At 60.2% G+C, this 19,517-nt stretch carries 14 protein-coding genes; all 14 read left to right on the top strand.

Annotation, left to right across the window (positions count from 1 at the left end):
- Nucleotide 1: 1 nt before the first annotated feature.
- Nucleotides 2-1,024 carry a UDP-3-O-(3-hydroxymyristoyl)glucosamine N-acyltransferase gene (lpxD, locus tag SELSP_RS09100; protein ID WP_037367503.1) on the top strand — a complete coding sequence of 341 codons (1,023 nt, stop codon included), beginning with the start codon at nt 2-4 and terminating at the stop codon, nt 1,022-1,024.
- Nucleotides 1,021-1,887, top strand: a complete 867-nt coding sequence (locus SELSP_RS09095; protein ID WP_006191114.1) for a lysophospholipid acyltransferase family protein — start codon at nt 1,021-1,023, stop codon at nt 1,885-1,887. Before lpxD ends, SELSP_RS09095 begins: the two co-directional genes overlap by 4 nt.
- A gap of 83 nt (nt 1,888-1,970) precedes the next feature.
- On the top strand, nt 1,971-2,423 hold the full coding sequence (locus tag SELSP_RS09090) for a YaaR family protein (protein ID WP_006191119.1): 453 nt from the start codon (nt 1,971-1,973) through the stop codon (nt 2,421-2,423).
- Entirely contained in the window at nt 2,423-3,433 is a 1,011-nt protein-coding gene (gene holB / locus SELSP_RS09085; protein ID WP_006191120.1) for a DNA polymerase III subunit delta', read from the top strand. Before SELSP_RS09090 ends, holB begins: the two co-directional genes overlap by 1 nt.
- Nucleotides 3,434-3,481: 48 nt before the next feature.
- Nucleotides 3,482-4,306: a PSP1 domain-containing protein gene (locus tag SELSP_RS09080; protein WP_006191121.1), complete on the top strand. Its 825-nt coding sequence runs from the start codon at nt 3,482-3,484 to the stop codon at nt 4,304-4,306.
- Nucleotide 4,307: 1 nt separating this feature from the next.
- Nucleotides 4,308-5,192, top strand: coding sequence for a 16S rRNA (cytidine(1402)-2'-O)-methyltransferase (gene rsmI, locus SELSP_RS09075; protein WP_006191123.1), 885 nt, complete (start codon nt 4,308-4,310; stop codon nt 5,190-5,192).
- A gap of 167 nt (nt 5,193-5,359) precedes the next feature.
- Nucleotides 5,360-8,200, top strand: coding sequence for an excinuclease ABC subunit UvrA (gene uvrA / locus SELSP_RS09070; protein WP_006191126.1), 2,841 nt, complete (start codon nt 5,360-5,362; stop codon nt 8,198-8,200).
- Entirely contained in the window at nt 8,197-9,531 is a 1,335-nt protein-coding gene (brnQ, locus tag SELSP_RS09065; RefSeq protein ID WP_006191127.1) for a branched-chain amino acid transport system II carrier protein, read from the top strand. The genes uvrA and brnQ overlap by 4 nt, the downstream gene beginning before the upstream one ends.
- Before the next feature lie 154 nt (nt 9,532-9,685).
- The gene (locus SELSP_RS09060) at nt 9,686-10,975 is read left to right on the top strand and encodes an AAA family ATPase (RefSeq protein ID WP_006191128.1); all 1,290 of its coding nucleotides are present in this window, start codon (nt 9,686-9,688) and stop codon (nt 10,973-10,975) included.
- A gap of 8 nt (nt 10,976-10,983) precedes the next feature.
- Nucleotides 10,984-11,622, top strand: coding sequence for an HNH endonuclease family protein (locus tag SELSP_RS09055; RefSeq protein ID WP_006191129.1), 639 nt, complete (start codon nt 10,984-10,986; stop codon nt 11,620-11,622).
- A gap of 57 nt (nt 11,623-11,679) precedes the next feature.
- Nucleotides 11,680-12,657, top strand: a complete 978-nt coding sequence (locus tag SELSP_RS09050; RefSeq protein ID WP_013740962.1) for a Wadjet anti-phage system protein JetD domain-containing protein — start codon at nt 11,680-11,682, stop codon at nt 12,655-12,657.
- A 36-nt stretch (nt 12,658-12,693) separates the two neighbouring features.
- Nucleotides 12,694-14,325, top strand: coding sequence for a hypothetical protein (locus SELSP_RS09045; protein ID WP_006191133.1), 1,632 nt, complete (start codon nt 12,694-12,696; stop codon nt 14,323-14,325).
- On the top strand, nt 14,315-15,070 hold the full coding sequence (locus tag SELSP_RS09040) for a DUF6063 family protein (RefSeq protein ID WP_006191136.1): 756 nt from the start codon (nt 14,315-14,317) through the stop codon (nt 15,068-15,070). Before SELSP_RS09045 ends, SELSP_RS09040 begins: the two co-directional genes overlap by 11 nt.
- Nucleotides 15,021-19,433, top strand: a complete 4,413-nt coding sequence (locus SELSP_RS09035) for a hypothetical protein (protein ID WP_006191138.1) — start codon at nt 15,021-15,023, stop codon at nt 19,431-19,433. Before SELSP_RS09040 ends, SELSP_RS09035 begins: the two co-directional genes overlap by 50 nt.
- Nucleotides 19,434-19,517: the final 84 nt, after the last annotated feature.

Below are 19,517 nucleotides of genomic sequence, written 5' to 3'. Positions count from 1 at the left end.
GATGAAAAAGACGTTGGGGGAAATCGCTCACTTCCTAGAAGGACGGCTTGCAGGCGATGAAAGCATCGTCGTCACGGGCGCGACGAATATCGAGGCGGCGGGCAGGACGGAGATCACCTTTGCCGCCCCGCCCCATATCGAGGAGGCCAAGGCGTCTGCGGCGGCCGCCGTCCTCCTGCCCGAGGATGTGCAGGACTTTCCTCTGCCCGCCATCCATGTGAAGGAGCCGCGTGCTGCCTTCGCGAAGCTTTTGGAGCTTTTCACGCCGCCGCTGCAGATTCCCGCGGGCGTCAGTCCGCAGGCTTTCGTGGCGAAGACCGCCGAGGTGGAAGAGGGCGCCTCGATTCTTCCCTTTGCCGTCGTCGACGAGCACGCGAAGATCGCTGCGGGCGCCGTCATTTACCCGCACGTCTACGTCGGGCAGTACGCTGAAATCGGTGAGAAGAGCGTCCTCTACGCGAGCGTCACAGTGCGCGAGCGCTGCCGCATCGGCAAGCGCTGCGTGCTTCACGCAAACTCGGTCGTCGGCTCCGACGGCTTCGGCTTCACGACGTCGGGCGGCGTTCACACGAAGGTGCCGCAGGTCGGCAACGTTGTCCTCGAAGATGACGTCGAGATCGGCTCGCATGTCGGCATCGATCGCGCTACGACGGGATCGACCGTCATCGGACGCGGCACGAAGATCGATAATCTCGTCCATATCGGGCATAACTGCAAGATCGGCGAGGGAAATCTCATCGTCGCGCAGACGGGCATTTCCGGCTCGACGACGACAGGGCCGAATGTGACCTTCGGCGGGCAGGTCGGCACGGTCGGGCACATCCACATCGGCGGCAACTCCGTGTATGCAGCGCGTTCAGGCATCATCGGCGATATGCCCGAGGGCGTGTTCTGCGCGGGATTCCCCGTGCAGAGCCATCAGGAATGGCTGCGCATGCAGGCGGCGATGAAGCGCCTGCCCGATCTCGTCAAGAAGGTCAAGCAGCTGGAAAAGGCGCTCAAAGAGAGGGACGCGAAGGCATGACGTACTACCTCGTGCACTTTTTGAGCTGCGTCGCCTGTCTTCTGCCCGGGCGCTTCTGCGATCGTCTGGGACGCGCCCTGGCGCTCGCCCTCTGGCCTTTTCTGCCCGCGCGCAGAAAGAAGCTCGCGGCCTCGCAGGTCGCCATGTGTCTGGGGACAGATGAGCGGGAGTCAGAGCGCATCGCCAAGGAGAGCGCCGTGCGTTTCGGCCCCATGCTCTTCGAGGTTCTGCGCTTTCCCGTCATTGTGCGTAACATGGCGGACTACGTCGAGATCGAGGGAAGAGAGCATCTCGAAGGAGTCCTCGCCCAGGGCAAGGGAGCGGTCATCGCCACGGGACATGCGGGCAACTGGGAACTTATGGGCGGAGCGCTGTCACAGGCGGGATTTCCACTCATCGGCGTCGCCATGCGCCAGAAGGATGCGGCGATGGATCGCTTCATCAACGAGTATCGGCGGCTCGTCGGTATGCACATCATCTACAAGAACGACGTGCGCGAGATGTTCCGCATGATGAAGGAAGGCTGGGTCGTCGGACTTCTTGCCGATCAGGATACGAACCGGCACGACGGCATCGTGCTCGATTTCTTCGGCAAGCCGACGAATTGTGTGCCCGGCCCCGCTGCGATGGCACGTTCGGCAGGGATCGGTGTCATCCCTGGATTCATCACGCGCAAGGCGGACGGCACGCATAAGATCATCCTTTACGCGCCCGTCGAGGTGCCTTGCACGAAGGACAAGCGCGCTGACATCCGCACGGCCGAGCAGGCGGTCAACCGCGTCTTGGAGCAGCATATCCGCGAGCATCCCGAGGAGTGGTTCTGGCTGCACGATCGCTGGAAGTCGATGCGTGAGGAGTTTTAGGGCTTCTGCTTGCGCGAAAATGAAAAAACCTTTATAATTCAAGGAGAGTCAAAAATTGCAGGCGGAAGGTGGCTTGTGAATTTATGAAGATAGATGCCTTAAGCTCGCAGCGCTCTGCGCTGCAGACACTTGAGCGCGATGTAGCTGTGCAGGAACCCGTGCGCAGCGATGCGGACTTCGGAACGGAACTCGCCGATCAGCATGCGGCGTTTTCCGATCGCCAGCTGCAGGAAATCCTGAAGAAAATTGACGAGCAGGGCGCACGCCTTACGAATACGCCGACGTACGATGAGCTCAAGGCGTATCGCGATCTCGTCAAGGATTTCGTCGACGAGGCGGTCGGGCGCATGTATCAGCTTCATGTGCAGGCAGGTTGGGATCGCATGGGACGGCAGAAGGTCTACACGACGGTGCGCAAGATCGATCGGAAGCTCGAAGAGCTTGCGGAAAAAATCCGCACGGGTCAGACGGACGCCTTGGACATCGTGGCGAGTCACGATGCGATTCGCGGAATGCTCGTCGACCTCTATATGTGATGGAGGAGGCGCTTTCCTGGAAGGACGTCCTCGGGCACGAAGGGAATATCCATAGGCTGCGGACCATGCTGCGTGACGGTCGCCTGCCCCATGCGCTCCTCTTTTCGGGGATCTCCGGCGTGGGCAAGAAGAAGGTGGCGCGCCTCTTGGCCGCAGCTTTGCTGTGCGGCAGGGAGGATGCGCCTTGCGGCGTTTGTCCTTCGTGCCGCGCCTTCCTCGCAGGTACACATTCCGACTACGTTGAGGCGGCGCCCGAGAGCCGCGGCAAGGGCGTGCGCGTCCTGCGCATCGACGCCGTGCGCGAGATTGAGAAGAAGGCCGCGCGAAAGCCACTGCTCTCGGGACGCTTCGTCGTCCTTGTGGACGATGCCGACGCGATGAATGAGGCGGCGGCGAACAGCCTTTTGAAGACTTTGGAAGAGCCGCAGGGCGCAGTCTTCTTCCTGCTCGTGACGGCGAAGCGCACAGCGCTTCTGCCGACGATCCTCTCGCGCGTGCGCGACATGCACTTCGGTGCGCTCTCTCCCGAGGGAATTGAAGAGGCACTCCTTGCACGCGGCGTGGAAAGCCGGAAGGCACATTCTCTCGCCATGGCGGCGGACGGCAGTCTCGGTCACGCACTGCTCCTGTTCGAAGGGGGCGGGCTGCAGCTCATGGAGGATGCGGCGCAGACGCTCTTTTCACTTTCCGCGCTCAATATGTTCAGTCTTTGGGCGAAAGCGGAAGAGCTCGGCAAATTGCCGCGCGATCGTGCCGAGGAATGGCTGCTCGCGCTCTCTCGCCTTCTTCGTGACATGCTCGCGCTCCTTTCGGGGCGTGGTAGGCTCTACCATGAGGAAAAGCGCGGGGATTTGGCTCATGCTCTCGCGGATTTTCCCGAGACGCACATCTTCGCCTGTCTCGCTCTCGTGCGCGAGACGCTCGGGAGGCTTCGGAGCAACGCAAGCGTTCAGCTCCTCTTTGAAGGGCTTCTGATGCGCCTGCGGGATGCACAGGAGTCGGAACGGTGACGCCGGGCGCGAAAAGCCGCGCTCTCAATAGATGAAGGAGGCAAGGGGTTGCAGACGATTGTGGGCGTCCGCTTCAAGAAAGCGGGCAAGATATATTATTTCAGCCCGGGAAAATACGAACTCGAACTCGACGACGATGTCATCGTCGAGACGGTGCGCGGCATGGAGTGCGGGCGCGTCGTCCTAGGGGCGCGAGAGGTGGAGGAAAACGGCTCTCAAGTCTTGAAGACCGTGCAGCGCAAGGCGACGGAGCAGGATCTTCGCAAGGTCGAGGAAAACCATCGCAAGGAAAAAGAGGCGTTCAAGGTCTGCGAGAAGAAGATCAAGCTGCATGGCCTGCCGATGAAACTCGTCGATGTCGAGTGCACGTTCGACTTGAACAAGATCATCTTCTACTTCACGGCGGACGGGCGCATTGACTTCCGCGAGCTCGTCAAGGATCTGGCCTCCGTGTTCCGCACGCGCATCGAGCTGCGGCAGATCGGCGTGCGCGACGAGGCGAAGCTCATGGGCGGCATGGGCTGCTGCGGCAGACCTTTGTGCTGCTCGATGTTCCTCGGCGACTTCGAGCCGGTGTCCATCCGCATGGCGAAGGAACAGAATCTCTCTTTGAATCCGACGAAGATTTCGGGTATCTGCGGCAGGCTCATGTGCTGCCTCAAATATGAGTGCTCGGACTACAAGAAGAGCTGCCCCAAGCGCCGTCCGAAGCCGCCGAAGCAGGGAAGCCGCGTTGCGTCGGCGGAAGGCGAAGGCAAGGTCATCTCCATCAATGCGCAGCGGCGCACGGCGACGATTTTGCTCGACTCGCACAAGACGCTCGTGGCGGCGTGGGAGGATGTCGTCGCCGTAGAAAAGGGGGACAAGGCGTAAGATGGAGCGCACGGAAGGGGCGCAGGAATCGTCGCCGAAAGAAGCCGGGCACGCAAAGGGCACGCTCTACCTCGCGGCGACGCCCATCGGCAATCTTGAGGACATGACGCTGCGCGCCGTGAGGATTCTCAAGGAAGTGCCGCTGATTGCGGCCGAAGATACGCGCCACACGCGCAAACTTCTCGCACGCTACGATATCCACACGCGCCTCCTCAGCTATCATGAGCACAACAAGTTTGAGAAGGGACCGCGCCTCGTGGAATTCCTGCTCGCAGGAAACGACCTCGTCTGTGTCAGCGATGCGGGGCTTCCCGGCATCGCCGACCCCGGCAGCCACCTCGCCACTCTGGCCATAGACGCAGGAGTCGCCGTATCGCCCCTGCCCGGCGCGAACGCCGCACTCTCGGCGCTCATCTGTTCGGGACTCGACACGCGGCGCTTCACCTTTGTGGGCTTTTTGCCGCGCACGGCGGCGAAGCGCGGCGATCTTCTCGCCGAAGTCGCCGCGCGAAGGGAAACGCTCATCTTCTATGAAGCGCCGCACCATCTGAGGGATACGCTCAAGGCGCTCGCTTCTGCTTTCGGCGGAGCGCGGCCTGCGGCAGCTGCGCGTGAGCTTACGAAGCGCTACGAGGAGTTCCGGCGCGGCACGCTCGCCGACTTGCTCGCGCACTACAGCGCGGAAGAACCGCGCGGCGAGTTTGTCCTCGTTGTCGCGGGGGCGGCAGATGGCGAGGTACAGGAGGCCGCACTGCAGGAGACGCCGCAGGACCTCGTCGCGCGCTTTATGCAAGAAGGCATGTCGAAGAAGGAAGCCATGCGCGAAGCGGCGAAACGGCTGAACTTGAGCCGTCGAGATGTGTATCAGGCCTTGCTGGAAGAGTGAAGGCAGCAAAAAAACAGGCTGCCCTTGGCTGGAAGATCGGCTAGGGGCAGCCTGTTTTTTTCTTCTGCACCCATGGGGAGAGAACCTCTTGATGCATATAAGTCAGGAAATATTGGTGACAAAAGATGTTATTTTCTATATAATGGGTGAACGGAGGAAAATACTTTATGGAGAATGTGATTCGCATACAGGGCGCGCGCGCCCATAATTTGAAGAATATCGACGTGGAGATCCCGCGCGACAAACTCGTCGTCGTCACGGGGCTTTCGGGATCGGGCAAGTCCTCGCTTGCTTTTGATACGATTTATGCCGAGGGACAGAGGCGCTATGTGGAGTCGCTGTCGTCCTATGCAAGGCAGTTCCTTGGTCAGATGGACAAGCCCGATGTTGACAATATCGAGGGACTTTCACCGGCGATTTCCATCGACCAGAAGACGACGAGCCGCAACCCGCGCTCGACCGTCGGCACGGTGACGGAGATTTACGACTACATGCGATTGATGTTCGCGCGCGCCGGCCGCCCGCATTGTCCGAAGTGCGGCAAGCCCATCGCGCAGCAGACGGTCGATCAGATGATGGACAAGCTTGAGGCTCTGCCCGAGCGCACGAAGCTCCTGATCATGGCGCAGATCGTTCGCGGCAAGAAGGGCGAGCACAAGAAGATTCTCGACCACATCCGCCGCGAAGGCTATGTGCGCGTGCGCATCGACGGCGAGGTCGTCGACCTCGGCGAAGAGATTCACCTCGACAAGGCGAAGAAGCATACGATCGAAGTCGTCGTCGACCGCCTCGTCGTTCGCGAGGGCATGGAGCAGCGTCTGGCCGATTCCTTGGAGACGGCTTTGAAGATGGGAGAGGGCGTCGTCTACGTGCAGATCGTCGACGGCGAGCTTTTGATGTTCAGCGAAAACTTCGCGTGCGTCGACTGCGGCATCAGCCTGCCTGAGATCACGCCGCGCATGTTCTCGTTCAACAGCCCTTACGGCGCATGTCCGACGTGCAGCGGCCTCGGCAGCAACATGGAGTTTGACATGGAGCTCGTCGTACCCGACGATTCGCTGTCGCTTGCCGAGGGAGTATTCGCGCCGCTTTCCAAGAACCTCAACACTTATGCGAACTGCCAGATGGAGGCCGTTCTCAAGCATTACGGCTATACGGTCGACACGCCGTTTCGTGACTTGAACAAGAAGGTGCAGGAGCTTCTTCTCCACGGCACGGGCGAGGAGAAGTTCGAATTTGGCTACGAGAACATGTTTGGCGAGTACAAGCTGCATCATTCGGCCTTCGAGGGCGTCATGCCGATGCTTACGCGGCGCTACCGCGAGACGGACACGGACGCGATGCGCGAGGACTACGAGAACTACATGACGATCACGCCTTGTCCTGCGTGCCATGGAGCGCGTCTTCGCCCCGAGGTGCTTTCCGTCAAGGTCGGCGGCAAGAACATCGCTGAGGTCACGGCGCTGACGATTCGAGAGTGCGATGAATTCTTCTCTGGGCTTTCGCTCTCGGAGCGCGAGGCGAAGATCGCCGCGCAGATCTTGAAAGAGATCCATGCGCGCCTCGGCTTTCTCTTGAACGTCGGGCTTGATTATCTGACGCTATCGCGTGCGGCGGGGACGCTCTCGGGCGGCGAGGCGCAGCGCATACGGCTTGCGACTCAGATCGGTTCGGGACTCATGGGCGTGCTCTACATCCTCGATGAGCCGAGCATCGGACTTCATCAGCGCGACAACAACCGCCTCTTGGCGGCGCTGCAGCATCTCCGCGATCTCGGCAACACGCTCATCGTCGTCGAGCATGACGAGGATACGATGTATGCCGCCGACCATATCATCGACATCGGCCCCGGCGCAGGAGCGCATGGCGGGCGTGTCGTCGCCGAGGGTACGGCAGAAGAGATCAAGAAGGTCGCCGAGTCCGTCACGGGACAGTATCTCGCGCGGAAGAAGTTCATCCCCGTGCCGAGCCGCCGCCGGACGGGCACGGGCAATTTCATCGAGATCGTCGGCGCGGCGGCGAACAATCTCAAGAACCTGCGCGTGAAGTTCCCGCTCGGGGAACTGATCCTCGTCACGGGCGTTTCCGGCTCAGGCAAGTCGACGCTCGTCAACGAGATCCTCTACAAGGGCGTCGCCTCAAGGCTCTACCATGTGAAGGGGAAGCCCGGCAAGCACAAGAAAATTCTGGGACTTGAGCACGTCGACAAGATCATCGACATCGACCAGCAGCCGATCGGGCGCACGCCGCGCTCGAATCCTGCGACGTATACGGGCGTATTCGATGCCATCCGGCAGCTCTTCAGTCAGACGACGGAGGCGAAGATGCGCGGCTACAAGCCCGGGCGCTTCAGCTTCAATGTCAAGGGCGGCCGCTGCGAGGCATGCCGCGGCGACGGCATCATCAAGATCGAGATGCACTTCTTGCCCGATGTCTATGTGCCATGCGAGGTCTGCAAGGGAGCGCGATACAATCGTGAGACGCTTGAGGTGCGCTACAAGGGAAAGACGATCGCCGACGTGCTCGCCATGACGGTTGACGAAGCTGTGGAGTTCTTCAAGAATATCCCGCGCATCGAGACGAAGCTCAAGGTCATTCAGGACGTCGGGCTCGGTTACATCAAGCTTGGGCAGAGTGCGACGACGCTCTCGGGCGGCGAGGCGCAACGCGTGAAGCTCGCGACGGAACTGGCGCGCCGCTCGACGGGGCGCACGCTCTACATCCTCGACGAGCCGACGACGGGACTTCACACCGCCGACATCGCGAAGCTCCTCGGCATCCTGCACCGCCTCGTCGACGGCGGTGACACGGTCGTCGTCATCGAGCACAACCTCGACGTCATCAAGACGGCCGACCACATCATCGACCTCGGACCTGAGGGCGGTTCGGGCGGCGGCACGATCGTTGCCGAAGGCCGTCCCGAGGACATCGTGAAGGTCAAGGCGTCGTATACGGGCAAGTTCCTGAAGCCGCTGTTGGAAGAGAATTTTGAGAGGAATGTGAAATGAATCGATTGAAGAAGAAGGATCTTTTGACTCTGGGCTTCATGATGTTCTCCGTCTTTTTCGGGGCGGGAAACCTCATCTTTCCGCCCGCCTTGGGACAGGCGGCGGGGACGAACACGCTGCCTGCCATGCTCGGCTTCATGACGACGGGCGTCGGTCTGCCGCTCCTTGGCATCATGGCGATCGCTCTCGCGGGCGGCGAATATGTGCAGCTTCTGAAGAGGCGCACGTTTCCCTGGTTTGCGACGGCGCTTCTCGTCATCCTTTATCTTATCATAGGGCCGTTGTTCGCCATGCCGAGGACGGGCGCCGTCTCGTTTGAGATCGGCATTCGTCCCTTCATCGGTGCGGGCGATGTCACGCTCCCACAAGTCATCTACACGGCGCTTTTCTTTGGCGCATCGTACTATTTGTCGCTCAATCCGAACAAGCTCATCGACCGTGTGGGCAAGATGCTTACGCCCGCGCTGCTCGTCGTTCTTGTGATCCTCTTTTTGCGTACCTTCTGGTCGCCGATGGGGGAGGTGCTCGCTCCGACGGGCGTTTACCTGGAATCGCCCTATGCGCAGGGATTCCAGGACGGCTATCAGACGATGGATCTCCTCGCGACCATCGCCATCGGCGCGCTCGTCGTCAATGCCGTGCGCTATCGCGGCGTGACCGACACGCGCACCATCGGCAAGGCATGCCTCGCAGCCGGCTTCATCACCGTATTCCTCATGGCCTGCGTTTACGGCTCCCTGGCCTATCTCGGAGCGACGAGCGTGACGGTTCTCGGACATTCGGAGAACGGCGGACAGCTGCTCGCCGAAGCCGTGCGCATCTTCTTCGGCGCGGCGGGCAACGTGCTCCTCGCGCTCATCATCATCCTCGCGTGCATCACGACGTGCTGCGGCATCACGTCGAGCGCAGCGATGTTCTTCCACAAGCTCTTCAAGAAGAAGATTTCCTACGAGCGCCTGCTGCTCTTTTCCATCCTCTTCAGCTTCGGCGCGTCGAACATCGGCCTCACGCAGATCATCGCGCTCGCCGTGCCCTTCCTCGTGGCGATCTATCCGCTCGTCATCGTCTTCGTCATGCTCTCTCTCTTCGATCGCTTCATCGGCTGGCGAAAGAGCATCTACCAGGGCGCGATTCTTTTCACGCTCGTTTTTTCGCTGACGGACGCACTTCATGCCGCAGGCTTCGGCTCGGCGGCTCTCTACGAAATGCTCACGGCGTACGTCCCGTTCTACGGCGTCATGATGGGCTGGGTCTGCCCCGCCGCCCTCGGCGCCGTCCTCGGCTTCGTCATCTCGCTGGGGCAAAAGGAGCCTGTGGCGAAGGAAGCGTGAGGATGCAAGAAATATTCTCGCCAAGGCTGGTTCCTGCAAAAATTCTTGCAGGTTAGGAGGACGTGGCTGCATATTTGGCGAAATACGGAAACAGTCGATGATGTATATGGAAGATTGTGATGCGGTTCAGTTGAAATGAGCGAGGTGGGCAACGGTGTATATCAAAAGACTCCAGCTGGAAAACTTTCGCTGCTTTGAGCAGTTGACGATAGACTTTCCGAAAGATTATACAGTGCTCATTGGCGGGAATGGGGCAGGGAAATCATCGATTTTGGACGCCGTTGCTATTGCGATGGCAAGTTTTCTCGCCGGCTGCGGCATTCAGGCAGCAAATTTCCATAAAACTGATGTAAGATTCTTGACATACACCTATGAAAAAGGAGGCTTTAACAGAGAAGCGCAATATCCTGTGCGCATTTCAGCACAAGCAGAGACGGAAAACCAGGAATGCATAGCATGGACTCGGGCGTTGAACTCCGAACGTGGGCGTACGACTGTGGGAGAAGCGCGTCCTATAATGAACCATGCAGATGCTCTTTGCCAAAGAGTCAAAAAGAATCTCCCGGTGACGTTGCCGTTTCTTGCCTACTATGGGACGGGACGTCTATGGCTGCCAAAACGGACAAAAAAAGATGCCGTGATGCGAGGCGTGCCTTCGCGCCTGCATGGCTATGTTGATGCGCTGGATGCAGCGACGAATGAAAAGCTGATGCTGCAATGGTTTCAGAGGACGGCACTCATGGAGGTGCAAAAAGGAGTATCTCTTCCGATATTTCAGGCAGTGAAGCGTACAATGGAGAAGCTGTATGCTGAAATGGATGATACTGCTGAGGTGGTGCAGGTGTCCTACGACTTCAACGAGTTGGAGATTGAGATTCGTGTAACGGATAAAGCCGGGACGAACGTATCCCTGCCGCTTCGGTATTTTAGCGATGGAATCAAGGCTATGCTGTCCATGACTGCGGATATTGCCTATCGCATGGTGACATTGAATCCGCAGTTGGGTGGGGAAGCGATAGCGGAAACACCGGGGATTGTCCTTATTGATGAAATCGATATGCACCTGCATCCATCGTGGCAAAGGAAAATCCTGACGGCTCTGCGGAAATCATTCCCGAAAATTCAATTCATCGTCACGACACATGCACCCGCTGTACTTGCCAATGCGGAAAACGAGCATATCATGATTTTTTCACATGGAAAGGTCGTTTCATCGGAAAAATATATCTATGGTCGCGATGTTACTGTCATTTTGCGCGATGTCATGCACACTGAGGTGCGTCCGAAGGAAGTCGTGGAAAAGAAAGCCCTGTTTTATGAGGTCCTGGAAAAGGGAGAGTTTTCAAGGGCAGAAGAATTGTTGGCTGATTTAGAGAAAGTTCTGGGAGCACAGGATGAAGATATCCTTCGCATGCAGGTCATGCTGGATATGGAACGATTGTGAGGTGGCCCATGATCTACATAAAGAAAAATGAGCCGCCGGGTGAGTTCATTCGGTATGCCAAAAGTAGCGGAGCTTGCTTTGATGGGATGGATTCTGCCGTCAAGGCAACTTTACGAACAGCGTTGTTGCAGGAGCAAAAATATCTCTGTGCCTACTGCATGACTTCACTGGAAGACTCATATAAATATGTAAAAATAGAACATTATGTACCGCGTGATGCCGATAATGAGCTTGCGTATAAAAATTTATTGGCCGTTTGCTGCGGCAATGCGGGAAAGCCGAAAACGGTACAGACTTGTGATACGAGAAAAGGAAATACGATACTTCAGATCGATCCGCAAAACCAGCATCATATGGCAGATATTTTCTATGATGGAAATGGGAAAATCTACATAAAGAATAAAGAGTGGCAGGCAGATTTGGACGATGTATTGAATCTTAATTGCCCCGAACTTCAAGCCGGAAGAAAAGCTGCATTGGATGGTTTGTGCGCAGTCTTGTATAAAGAGAACAAGGCGAAATCTGCGTCCAAAGCTTATCTGGAAAAAAGACTGAAATTCTACCAGGAAGGTAAAGATGGGCGGCTGCGTTCTTATTGTGGAATATTGCGGTATTATCTTCAAAAGCGGATTCGGCAGTGCCGGTGATATGCCTGCATCCACCGCCAAGCTTTTGCTGTAGCAAGAAAAAGGGGGCGGAGTCTTTTGAAGCGTGTATCTTTGGAGCAGCTGCTCAAGGGACGGTCGGCGGCTCCTTACGAGGAGCAGTACCGCTTCATCATGGGGCTTCTGGCAGAGGGGCGCATCAAGCCGCTGAAGAGCCCGGGCACGAACGGCAAGCGGCCGGCCCTGCACCTCGAATATTGGCTCAGCGAGGAAGCGCCCGATTATGCGGCGTATCGGGAGGAGCTTCTCTACCGCACGATGCCGCGCCTCTCGGTCGACTATTACCTGCGCCACCTCGCCGTCTATGAGAAGGAGCGGGCGGCGGTGCGCGCGCTGCACGATTTCCTGCAGCTGCACGCGGCAAAGCTCGGGCAGGAGATTTCCTGCAACGAGCGCAGCTTCCAGATCTGGGGCGAGGAGAAGTTCCTGCTGCAGGGCGCGGGCAGGAGCGTCTTGAAGCACTGCGGCTTCGAACTGGCGCAGCTCAACTGCTACAGGACGGCGGAGCCTTTTTCCTATTACGCACAGCACAGGGAAACGCCGCAGAAGATACTCATCGTCGAGAACAAGGACACGTTTTTCAGCATGCGGCGCCACTTGCTGGCAGGGGCGTCGTCTCTTCTGGGCGAGGCGGTCGGCAGCTTGATCTACGGTGCGGGCAAGCGCGTCGTGAGCAGCTTTCGCGAGTTTTCTGTCAGCGCGGAGCCGTATATGAAGGAGGAGGCGAACGAGCTCCTCTACTTCGGCGATCTCGATTACGAGGGCATCGGCATTTACGAAAATCTCGCCGAGGCTCTCGCCGCGCCATGGACAGTGCGGCCTTTTTTGGCGGCGTACCGCGCCATGCTCGAAAAGGCGGCGGGCATCGCTCTGCCGCAGACGAAGGAGAAGCAGAACCGGCATATCACGGGCGGCTTTTTCGCGCATTTCGCAGCGGCGGACGTCCTCGCCATGCAGCAGATCCTGGAGGGGGGGCGCTACATCCCGCAGGAGATATTGCACTTGGAAGATTTTTGAGCACGAAATGTGTGCAGGTTCAGGCGGGGTGGCGCAATGCAGTATGATTTTCTCAAGGCTTTCCCAAAGCGCATGAAGACGGTGGGGCTCTACGCCCTGCTCTTCGCGAACAGCAGCCAGAAGGCGCTTTGGCGCGAGTGCGGCTTCGAGACTCTGGCGGAGCAGCTCAACATGATCTTCGCCGTTCTGCTCTACATCATGGAGCAGTCGCTGAAGGAAGAGGCCTGCACGATGGACGACATCAGTGTCTTCGTCGATGCCGTCAACGCAGAGCATTTCCGCAAGGCGATGTCGTTCGACGACTGTCAGCGCCTCGCCGACTTCATCGTCAACATCGTCCTGTCGAACGAGGGGCGCGCCATGTACTTTTCCGGCTGCGATTTCGAACAGGGCGGCTTCGAGGCGATCCATATCAGCTATGTGGCGAACCGGATTGTCTACGTCGAGCGCGAGGTGCGGCGCACCTCGTATTATCTGACGGACGACGGCTACAATCTGCTGCTCGGCACGTTGGAGGTCGAGAGCAATCTGAAGCTGACGATTCAGGAACTCATCTTCCAGATGCATTTGGAGAAGCAGAGCTACGACAAGGCGCTCGATGACATCAAGAACGTCTTCAACCTCATGCAGATCCAGCTGCAGAAGATTCGCGAGGCAATGCTGCGCATCCGCCGCAACGTGCTTGATTACCGCGTCGGCGACTACGAGCGGCTCCTGCGCGATGACCTCGCGACGATCGACGAGACGAAGGAGAAGTTTCGCCACTACCGCGAACTCGTGCAGTCACGCGTGCGCGAGATGGAGGCGGGCAGCGTTGATGTGCAGGCGCTTCTGCCCGAGGAGGCAGAGAAGCTCAGAAACCTGCGCGAGATCGAGCGCTATCTGGGGCGCGTCATCGACGAGCACCAGCGCATCCTTGGCAGCCACTTCGATTTGAAGGCGCTCTATACGTCGGAGCTCGAAAAGATGGCGGAGATGTCCCTCGTGCGGCGCTTCAGCCTGCGCACGGAGCTTTTCGACAAGGTGCTGGCGAATCCTGCTGTGCTCGGCCGGCTCGACATCTTCCTCGCGCCGCTCTTCAACCGCGCGCCCGCGAAGATCTTCAACCCGCGCAAGGTCACGGAGGAGCAGCGCGCCCGCCGGACGGCAGAGGACGAAGAGACGACGGAGGACGTGGACTTCGACGAGGCGGCGTGGCGAGAGGAGCAGGCGCGCCTGCAGCAGGAGAAGCTCGCGAAGTACGCCGCCTGCCTCACCTTCCTGCTCGGTGCTCTGGCAGCGCGGGGCGAGGTGCGCCTCTCGGCGCTCGCCGAGGCGGCGGCAGAAGACGAGGCGAAGCGCGCGGCGCTCCTGCCCGACGTCCATATCTTCAAGGAGGTCATGGTCGAGCTCTTGAAGGCGGCATCGCTTGACGTCGAGGCATTGCGCCGGGAGCGCGCCGCCTACATCCGCGAGGAGGCGAAGGACTTTCGCCTGAGCGCGATGGTGCTCGACATCCTGGACGAGCATCCCGCCTGGGGGAGGATCCGCCGCATCGAGGCGCAGAAGCTCTACGAGGCGCCGCCCGTGATTTTTCGTGGCGTGCCGGACGGTGCGGGCAGCGAGCGCGTCGTGCGCTGCTCGGAGGTGGCCTTGCGCGTGCAGGAGGGGAACGAAGATGGCGTATGAAAGAGAAGAGGTGCGACTCAGTCAGGAGATATTCTACTACCTGCTCGAACATCATGAGCTGCGCGAGGAGGAGGCGCGCGAGCTTTACCGCGCCTATACGGAGTCCGAGCCCGTGCAGGAGATGGTCAAGGCGCAGGGACGGATCGCGGCGAGCCGCGTGAAGCGCTACGGCGACGCTGTTTACCTGATTCCCGAGCCGGACAATGACTTCCTCGGCTACACGCGCGCGCATCTGAAGAAGGAGCTTTGCCGCAGCAACGCGACGGACAAGGACTACTATCTCGCCCAGTTTGCCATCCTCGTGCTGCTGCTCGAATTTTATGACGGGCAGGGCGCGAGCAGCAAGACGCGCGACTACATCCGCGTCGGCGAGCTGCAAAATTCCATCTCGGAACGCCTCCGGGAGGGCGCGGAGCTTGCGGCGGAGGAGCAGGAGGCGCAGGGGCTCGCCTATCAGGATATGCTCGAAGCCTACGAATCGCTGCGCTCCGACGACCGCGGCACGCGCCAGCGCACGACAAAGGAGGGCTTCCTCTACCGCATCCTGCGCTTTTTGCAGGCACAGGGGCTCATCGAGTATGTGGAGCAGGATGAGATGATCAAGACGCGGCGCAAGCTCGATCGTTTCATGGCATGGAATTTATTGAACGAGAACAATCATTCGCGCGTTCTCAAGGTGCTGGGGGTGGAAGCCGATGAGCAAGATCCGCGCGGTGCGGCTGATCAATATCAATTACAACCATGACGCGATCCGCATCAGCGACGAAACGATGCACTTCAACGGCGAGAGCACGCTGATCTCCTTGCAGAACGGCGGCGGCAAGTCCGTCCTCGTGCAGATGCTCTGCGCGCCCTTCGTGCAGAAGCGCTTCCGCAATGTGAAGGACAGGCCGTTCGCCGGCTATTTCCGCACGCCGCAGCCGTCCTTCATCCTCGTCGAATGGCAGCTGGAGCAGGGCGGCGGCTGCCTGCTGACGGGCATGATGGTGCGCCGCAGCCAGGATGTCGACGCGGGCGAGGCGCTTGAGATCGTCAACTTCCTCAGCGAGTACAGGGCGCCGTGCACGGAGGACATACATCATCTGCCCGTCGTCGAGAAGACGCGCACGGAGGTGCGACTCAAGAGCTATGCCGCGTGCCGGCAGCTCTTCGAGACGCTGCGCAGGCAGCCGCAGAAGAAGTTTCTGAGCTACGATATGAACAGCGCCGCGCAGGCGAAGCAATACTTCACGAAGCTCATGGAATACGGCATTGACTATCGCGAATGGCAGAACATCATCCGCAAGGTCAACGAGGAGGAGTCGGGGCTGTCGAAGCTTTTCTCTGACTGCAAGGATGAGAAAGGGCTCGTCGAGAAGTGGTTCCTCGATGCCATCGAGAGCAAGCTGAACAAAGAGCAGAACCGCATGGGTGAGTTCCGCAGCATACTGGAGAAGTATGTGCGCCTCTATCAGGGCAACCGCTCGAAGATCGAGCGCAAGGCAAAGATCCAGCACTTCGAGGAGGAAACGCTGAAGATCGAGGAGCGTGCCGAGGCGTACGGGCGCAGCTCGGCGGCGGCCGCAGCCATGCGCGACCGACTCGTCTGCTACATGAAAGAGATCGCCCGCCTCGACGGGCGGGCGGCGGATGAGAGTTGCAGCGAGGCGGAGGCGCTCGACGCGCTCGAAGGAGCGATCCGCGAGGTCGAGTACCAGCGCTATTCGGCGCGGCACTACGAGGAAGCCGCTGCGTGCGAGGCTTTGCGGCAGCGCCTGCGAGCGGCGCAGGAGCGCATGGCGGCGTGCGAGGAAGAGCGCGCCGCCTGGCAGAAGCGGCGGCAGCTGCTGCAGCTTGCCCGGCAGCAGGAAGGACTCTCGAAAGAGCAGGCGGAGCTGGAAAAGATCGTGCAGCTCCTGGATGTCTGCCGCCATGAGGAGCGCGAGCTGGGGCCGGAGCGCGACTACCTCGGCTATCGGCTGCGCCTGCACTACGAGCGGCAGATCGGAGCCGAGGAGCAGCGCGCAAGGAGCACGGAGAAGCGTCTGGACGAGCTTTCGGCGCGCGAGGCGGCGGCGCGGCAAGAGGCGGAGGCGATGGAGCAGGAGCGCGTCGAGTGCGCGCAGCAGGAGGGCGCCTTGGAGGCGGCGACGGCGGCCTACGACCGCGTCGAGGATCGCTATGCCGAGCGCTGGCAGGCGCCTCTCGTGCGCAACATCGTCGGCGAGTACGAGTCGGGGAAGCTGCAGGCGCTGGCGGCGGCGCTCGACGACGCCGCTGCCGCAGCGGCGGCGAAGGAGCGCAGCAAGAAGGCGCGTCAGGCGGAGGTCGGCACGGAGATCGTGCGCACGGAGCGCGCCGCAGAGATGCAGCGGCAGGAGGAGGCGGAGAAGCAGGCGGCGCTCGTGCGAGCGCGGCAGATCCTGCAGGGCTACGATGAGGAGCTTGCCTACCGCAGGCGGGCGCTCAAGTACCTCGACCGAAGCGAGACGGACGCGGCGCTCTTCGATGGGGAAGGGCTCCTCGCAGCTGCCGCAGGCAAGCTGAAGGAGATGGCGGAGATCCTGCAGAAGCTGACGGTGGAGGAGAAGAAGTGCAGGGATGAGCTGGAAAATCTCCGCACGGGGCGCAACATCAGCCTGCCGCCGGGCTTGCGGAAGATGTTCGAGAATCTCGGCATTCCCCTCGTCTACGGCATGGAGTGGCTGAAGCGCAACGGGCTTTCGGAGGAGGAAAACCTCTCGCTCTGCGAGAAGAATCCCTTCCTGCCGTACGCGCTCATCCTGTCGGAAGCGCAGCTGCAGCGACTTCAAGCGGAGCCGCCGACGGTCTTCACCGCCGCGCCCGTGCCGCTCGTGACGCGCGAGAGTCTGGAGCGCGGCGAAGAGCGCAGTGCACAGCCTGTCGGCAACGTCCACTTCTACATGCTGTTCAACAAGAACCTCCTGAACGAAGAAAAGCTGCGCTGCCTGCTCGAAGAGAAGGAAGCGGCAGCGGCGCGCCTGCAAAAGGAGCTGCAAGAGCGGCGCAAGGAACACGAGAACTATGTGAAGCTGCGCGACAAATTGCGTGAGCAGGCGGTGAAGGAGCCGCTCTACCGTGCGGCAGAGAAGGAGATCGAGGAGCTAGAAGAAGTATGCGCGGCGCTCGCCGCCGCCCTCGTGCAGGCGAAGGCGGACTTGCAGGCGCTGCGGCAGGAGGAAAAGACGTTGGCGGAAGAGCTGCGCGCGCTGGAGAGGGAAGCGGCGCGGCGCGAGCAGCAGCAGAGGGAGTTCGGCGAGCTGACGGACGCCTACGGCAGATATCTGGAAGAAAAGGCGCGGCTGGCAGACTGCCGCGCGCGGCTGGCGGCGCTGGAAAAGAAGAAGGAGGCGGTGCGCGCCTCGCTGGCGCAGCTGGCGCTCGCCGTTCGCACGGAGGAGCGCGGGCGCGAGGAGGTTCTGCGCCGTCTGGAAGAGCTGCAGCGTGCGCAGCTTGCCTTTGCCCATTACGAAGAGGCGGCGAAGCCTGCCGCCCTCAAGACGCCGGTGGACGACTTCACCGCATTGCTGGCACGCTATCAGGCGATCACGGAAAAGGTCTCCGCGCGCGAGCAGGCGCTCGAAGCGCAGCAGAAGCTCGCGGCGGAGCGCGTGCGTCAGGCGCAGAAGGAGTTGCAGCGTCTGGCACGCAAGTATGAGATGGAGCCCGAGGCATGGCGCGGCGTCCTCTACAGCGAGGCGGAGGAGGAGCAGGCGGAGCGCGAGGAGGCAGCGTGCGAAAAGAAGCGGCGCGACGAGGAGCGCGAGAAGAACGCCGCCGACAAGGAAATCGCCCTCGCGGAGCAGCGCATCGAGCAGAACAGGCGCGAGATGAAGCGCGCCTGCGGCAAGGAAGAGCCGCTGGAGCGCGAGGCGATCCCCGTCCTCGACCACGAGGCGCGAAAGGAGGAGCTGCTGCAGCAAAAGCGCCGCCATGAGAAGACTCTGGCGGCATGGCAGGAGCGGCAGCGCTGCTACGAAAGCATCCTGACGAGTCTGGCGGAGTACGAGGCGGAGGAGCCGCAGGCGGAAGTCGCCTTCGAGGAAGACTTCGCCCATGCCGACGCGGCATTCCTGCGCAGTTTCACGGGACGCCTGCAGCAAAGTTATCGAAAGGGCTGCGAGGAGAGGACACGCTCGCGCGAGAAGCTGACGCAGGCGCTCAACAGCGCGGCGCGCATTGAGACGTTTCAGGAGGACTTCTTCAAGAAGCCGCTCGAAACTTTGCTCGCATGCGTCGAGGAGGCGGAGAAGGTGCTGCGCCAGCTCGCCGTCATACGCCAGTCGTATCGCGACCTCATGGCGAAGCTGCTCGTCGACATCGCCATAGTGGAGGACGAAAAGCAGCAGATCGTCGCCCTCCTGCAGGAGTATGTGCGCGAGGTTCACGCGCAGATGGGCAAGATCGACAGCAATTCGAGCATCCGCGTGCGCGGCCGCGCCATCAAAATGCTGCGCATCGAGCTGCCCCTGTGGAGCGAGAACGAAAGCGCCTACCGCACGCGCATCGAGGAGAAGGTCGAGGCGCTCACGCGGCGCGGCATCGATCTGCTCGAAAAGGAGGACACCCTGCACGATTTCATCGGCAAGCGACTGACGACGCGGGAGCTTTACGATGACGTCATCGGCATTGCCAACATCCACATCGAACTTTTCAAGATCGAAGCGCAGCGCGAGCGCCGCATCACATGGAACGAGGTCGCAAGCAACTCGGGCGGCGAAGGCTTCCTGTCTGCCTTCGTCATCCTCGCGAGCCTGCTCCACTACATGCGGCGCGACGAAACCGACATCTTCGCCGAGCGCAACGAAGGCAAGGTTCTCCTCATGGACAATCCCTTCGCGCAGACGAACGCCTCACATCTCCTGAAGCCGCTGATGGAAGTGGCGAAGAAGAACAACACGCAGCTCATTTGCCTCACGGGTCTCGGCGGTGAGTCCATCTACAACCGCTTCGACAATATCTACATCCTCAACCTCGTAGAATCTAGACTGAACCGCGTTCAATACCTGAAGAGCCAACAGCTCGCCGGAAAAGCCCCCGACACCGCGCTTTCCTTCGCAAGGATCGAAGTCGCGGACGATGAGGCACACATGGAATCGCTGTTTTGAAGTATGAAAAAGCCGCCCTCAGCCGATGTCTCGGTCGGGGGCGGCTTCGTTTCCGGATATGTTCGCAAGTTTATCTAACTTCGT

Source organism: Selenomonas sputigena ATCC 35185 (genome assembly GCF_000208405.1).
Lineage (GTDB): Bacteria > Bacillota > Negativicutes > Selenomonadales > Selenomonadaceae > Selenomonas > Selenomonas sputigena.
Note: the sequence above shows the minus strand (reverse complement) of the source record. Positions and strands in the feature narration are given on the sequence as shown.

What these genes read in the sequence shown, in the direction of transcription:
- brnQ (WP_006191127.1), top strand. Translation starts at nt 8,197, where the DNA reads ATGAATCGATTGAAGAAGAAGGATCTTTTGACTCTGGGCTTCATGATG.
- SELSP_RS09090 (WP_006191119.1), top strand. Translation starts at nt 1,971, where the DNA reads ATGAAGATAGATGCCTTAAGCTCGCAGCGCTCTGCGCTGCAGACACTT.
- SELSP_RS09045 (WP_006191133.1), top strand. Translation starts at nt 12,694, where the DNA reads ATGCAGTATGATTTTCTCAAGGCTTTCCCAAAGCGCATGAAGACGGTG.
- lpxD (WP_037367503.1), top strand. Translation starts at nt 2, where the DNA reads ATGAAAAAGACGTTGGGGGAAATCGCTCACTTCCTAGAAGGACGGCTT.
- SELSP_RS09055 (WP_006191129.1), top strand. Translation starts at nt 10,984, where the DNA reads ATGATCTACATAAAGAAAAATGAGCCGCCGGGTGAGTTCATTCGGTAT.
- SELSP_RS09040 (WP_006191136.1), top strand. Translation starts at nt 14,315, where the DNA reads ATGGCGTATGAAAGAGAAGAGGTGCGACTCAGTCAGGAGATATTCTAC.
- holB (WP_006191120.1), top strand. Translation starts at nt 2,423, where the DNA reads ATGGAGGAGGCGCTTTCCTGGAAGGACGTCCTCGGGCACGAAGGGAAT.
- rsmI (WP_006191123.1), top strand. Translation starts at nt 4,308, where the DNA reads ATGGAGCGCACGGAAGGGGCGCAGGAATCGTCGCCGAAAGAAGCCGGG.
- SELSP_RS09035 (WP_006191138.1), top strand. Translation starts at nt 15,021, where the DNA reads ATGAGCAAGATCCGCGCGGTGCGGCTGATCAATATCAATTACAACCAT.
- SELSP_RS09095 (WP_006191114.1), top strand. Translation starts at nt 1,021, where the DNA reads ATGACGTACTACCTCGTGCACTTTTTGAGCTGCGTCGCCTGTCTTCTG.
- uvrA (WP_006191126.1), top strand. Translation starts at nt 5,360, where the DNA reads ATGGAGAATGTGATTCGCATACAGGGCGCGCGCGCCCATAATTTGAAG.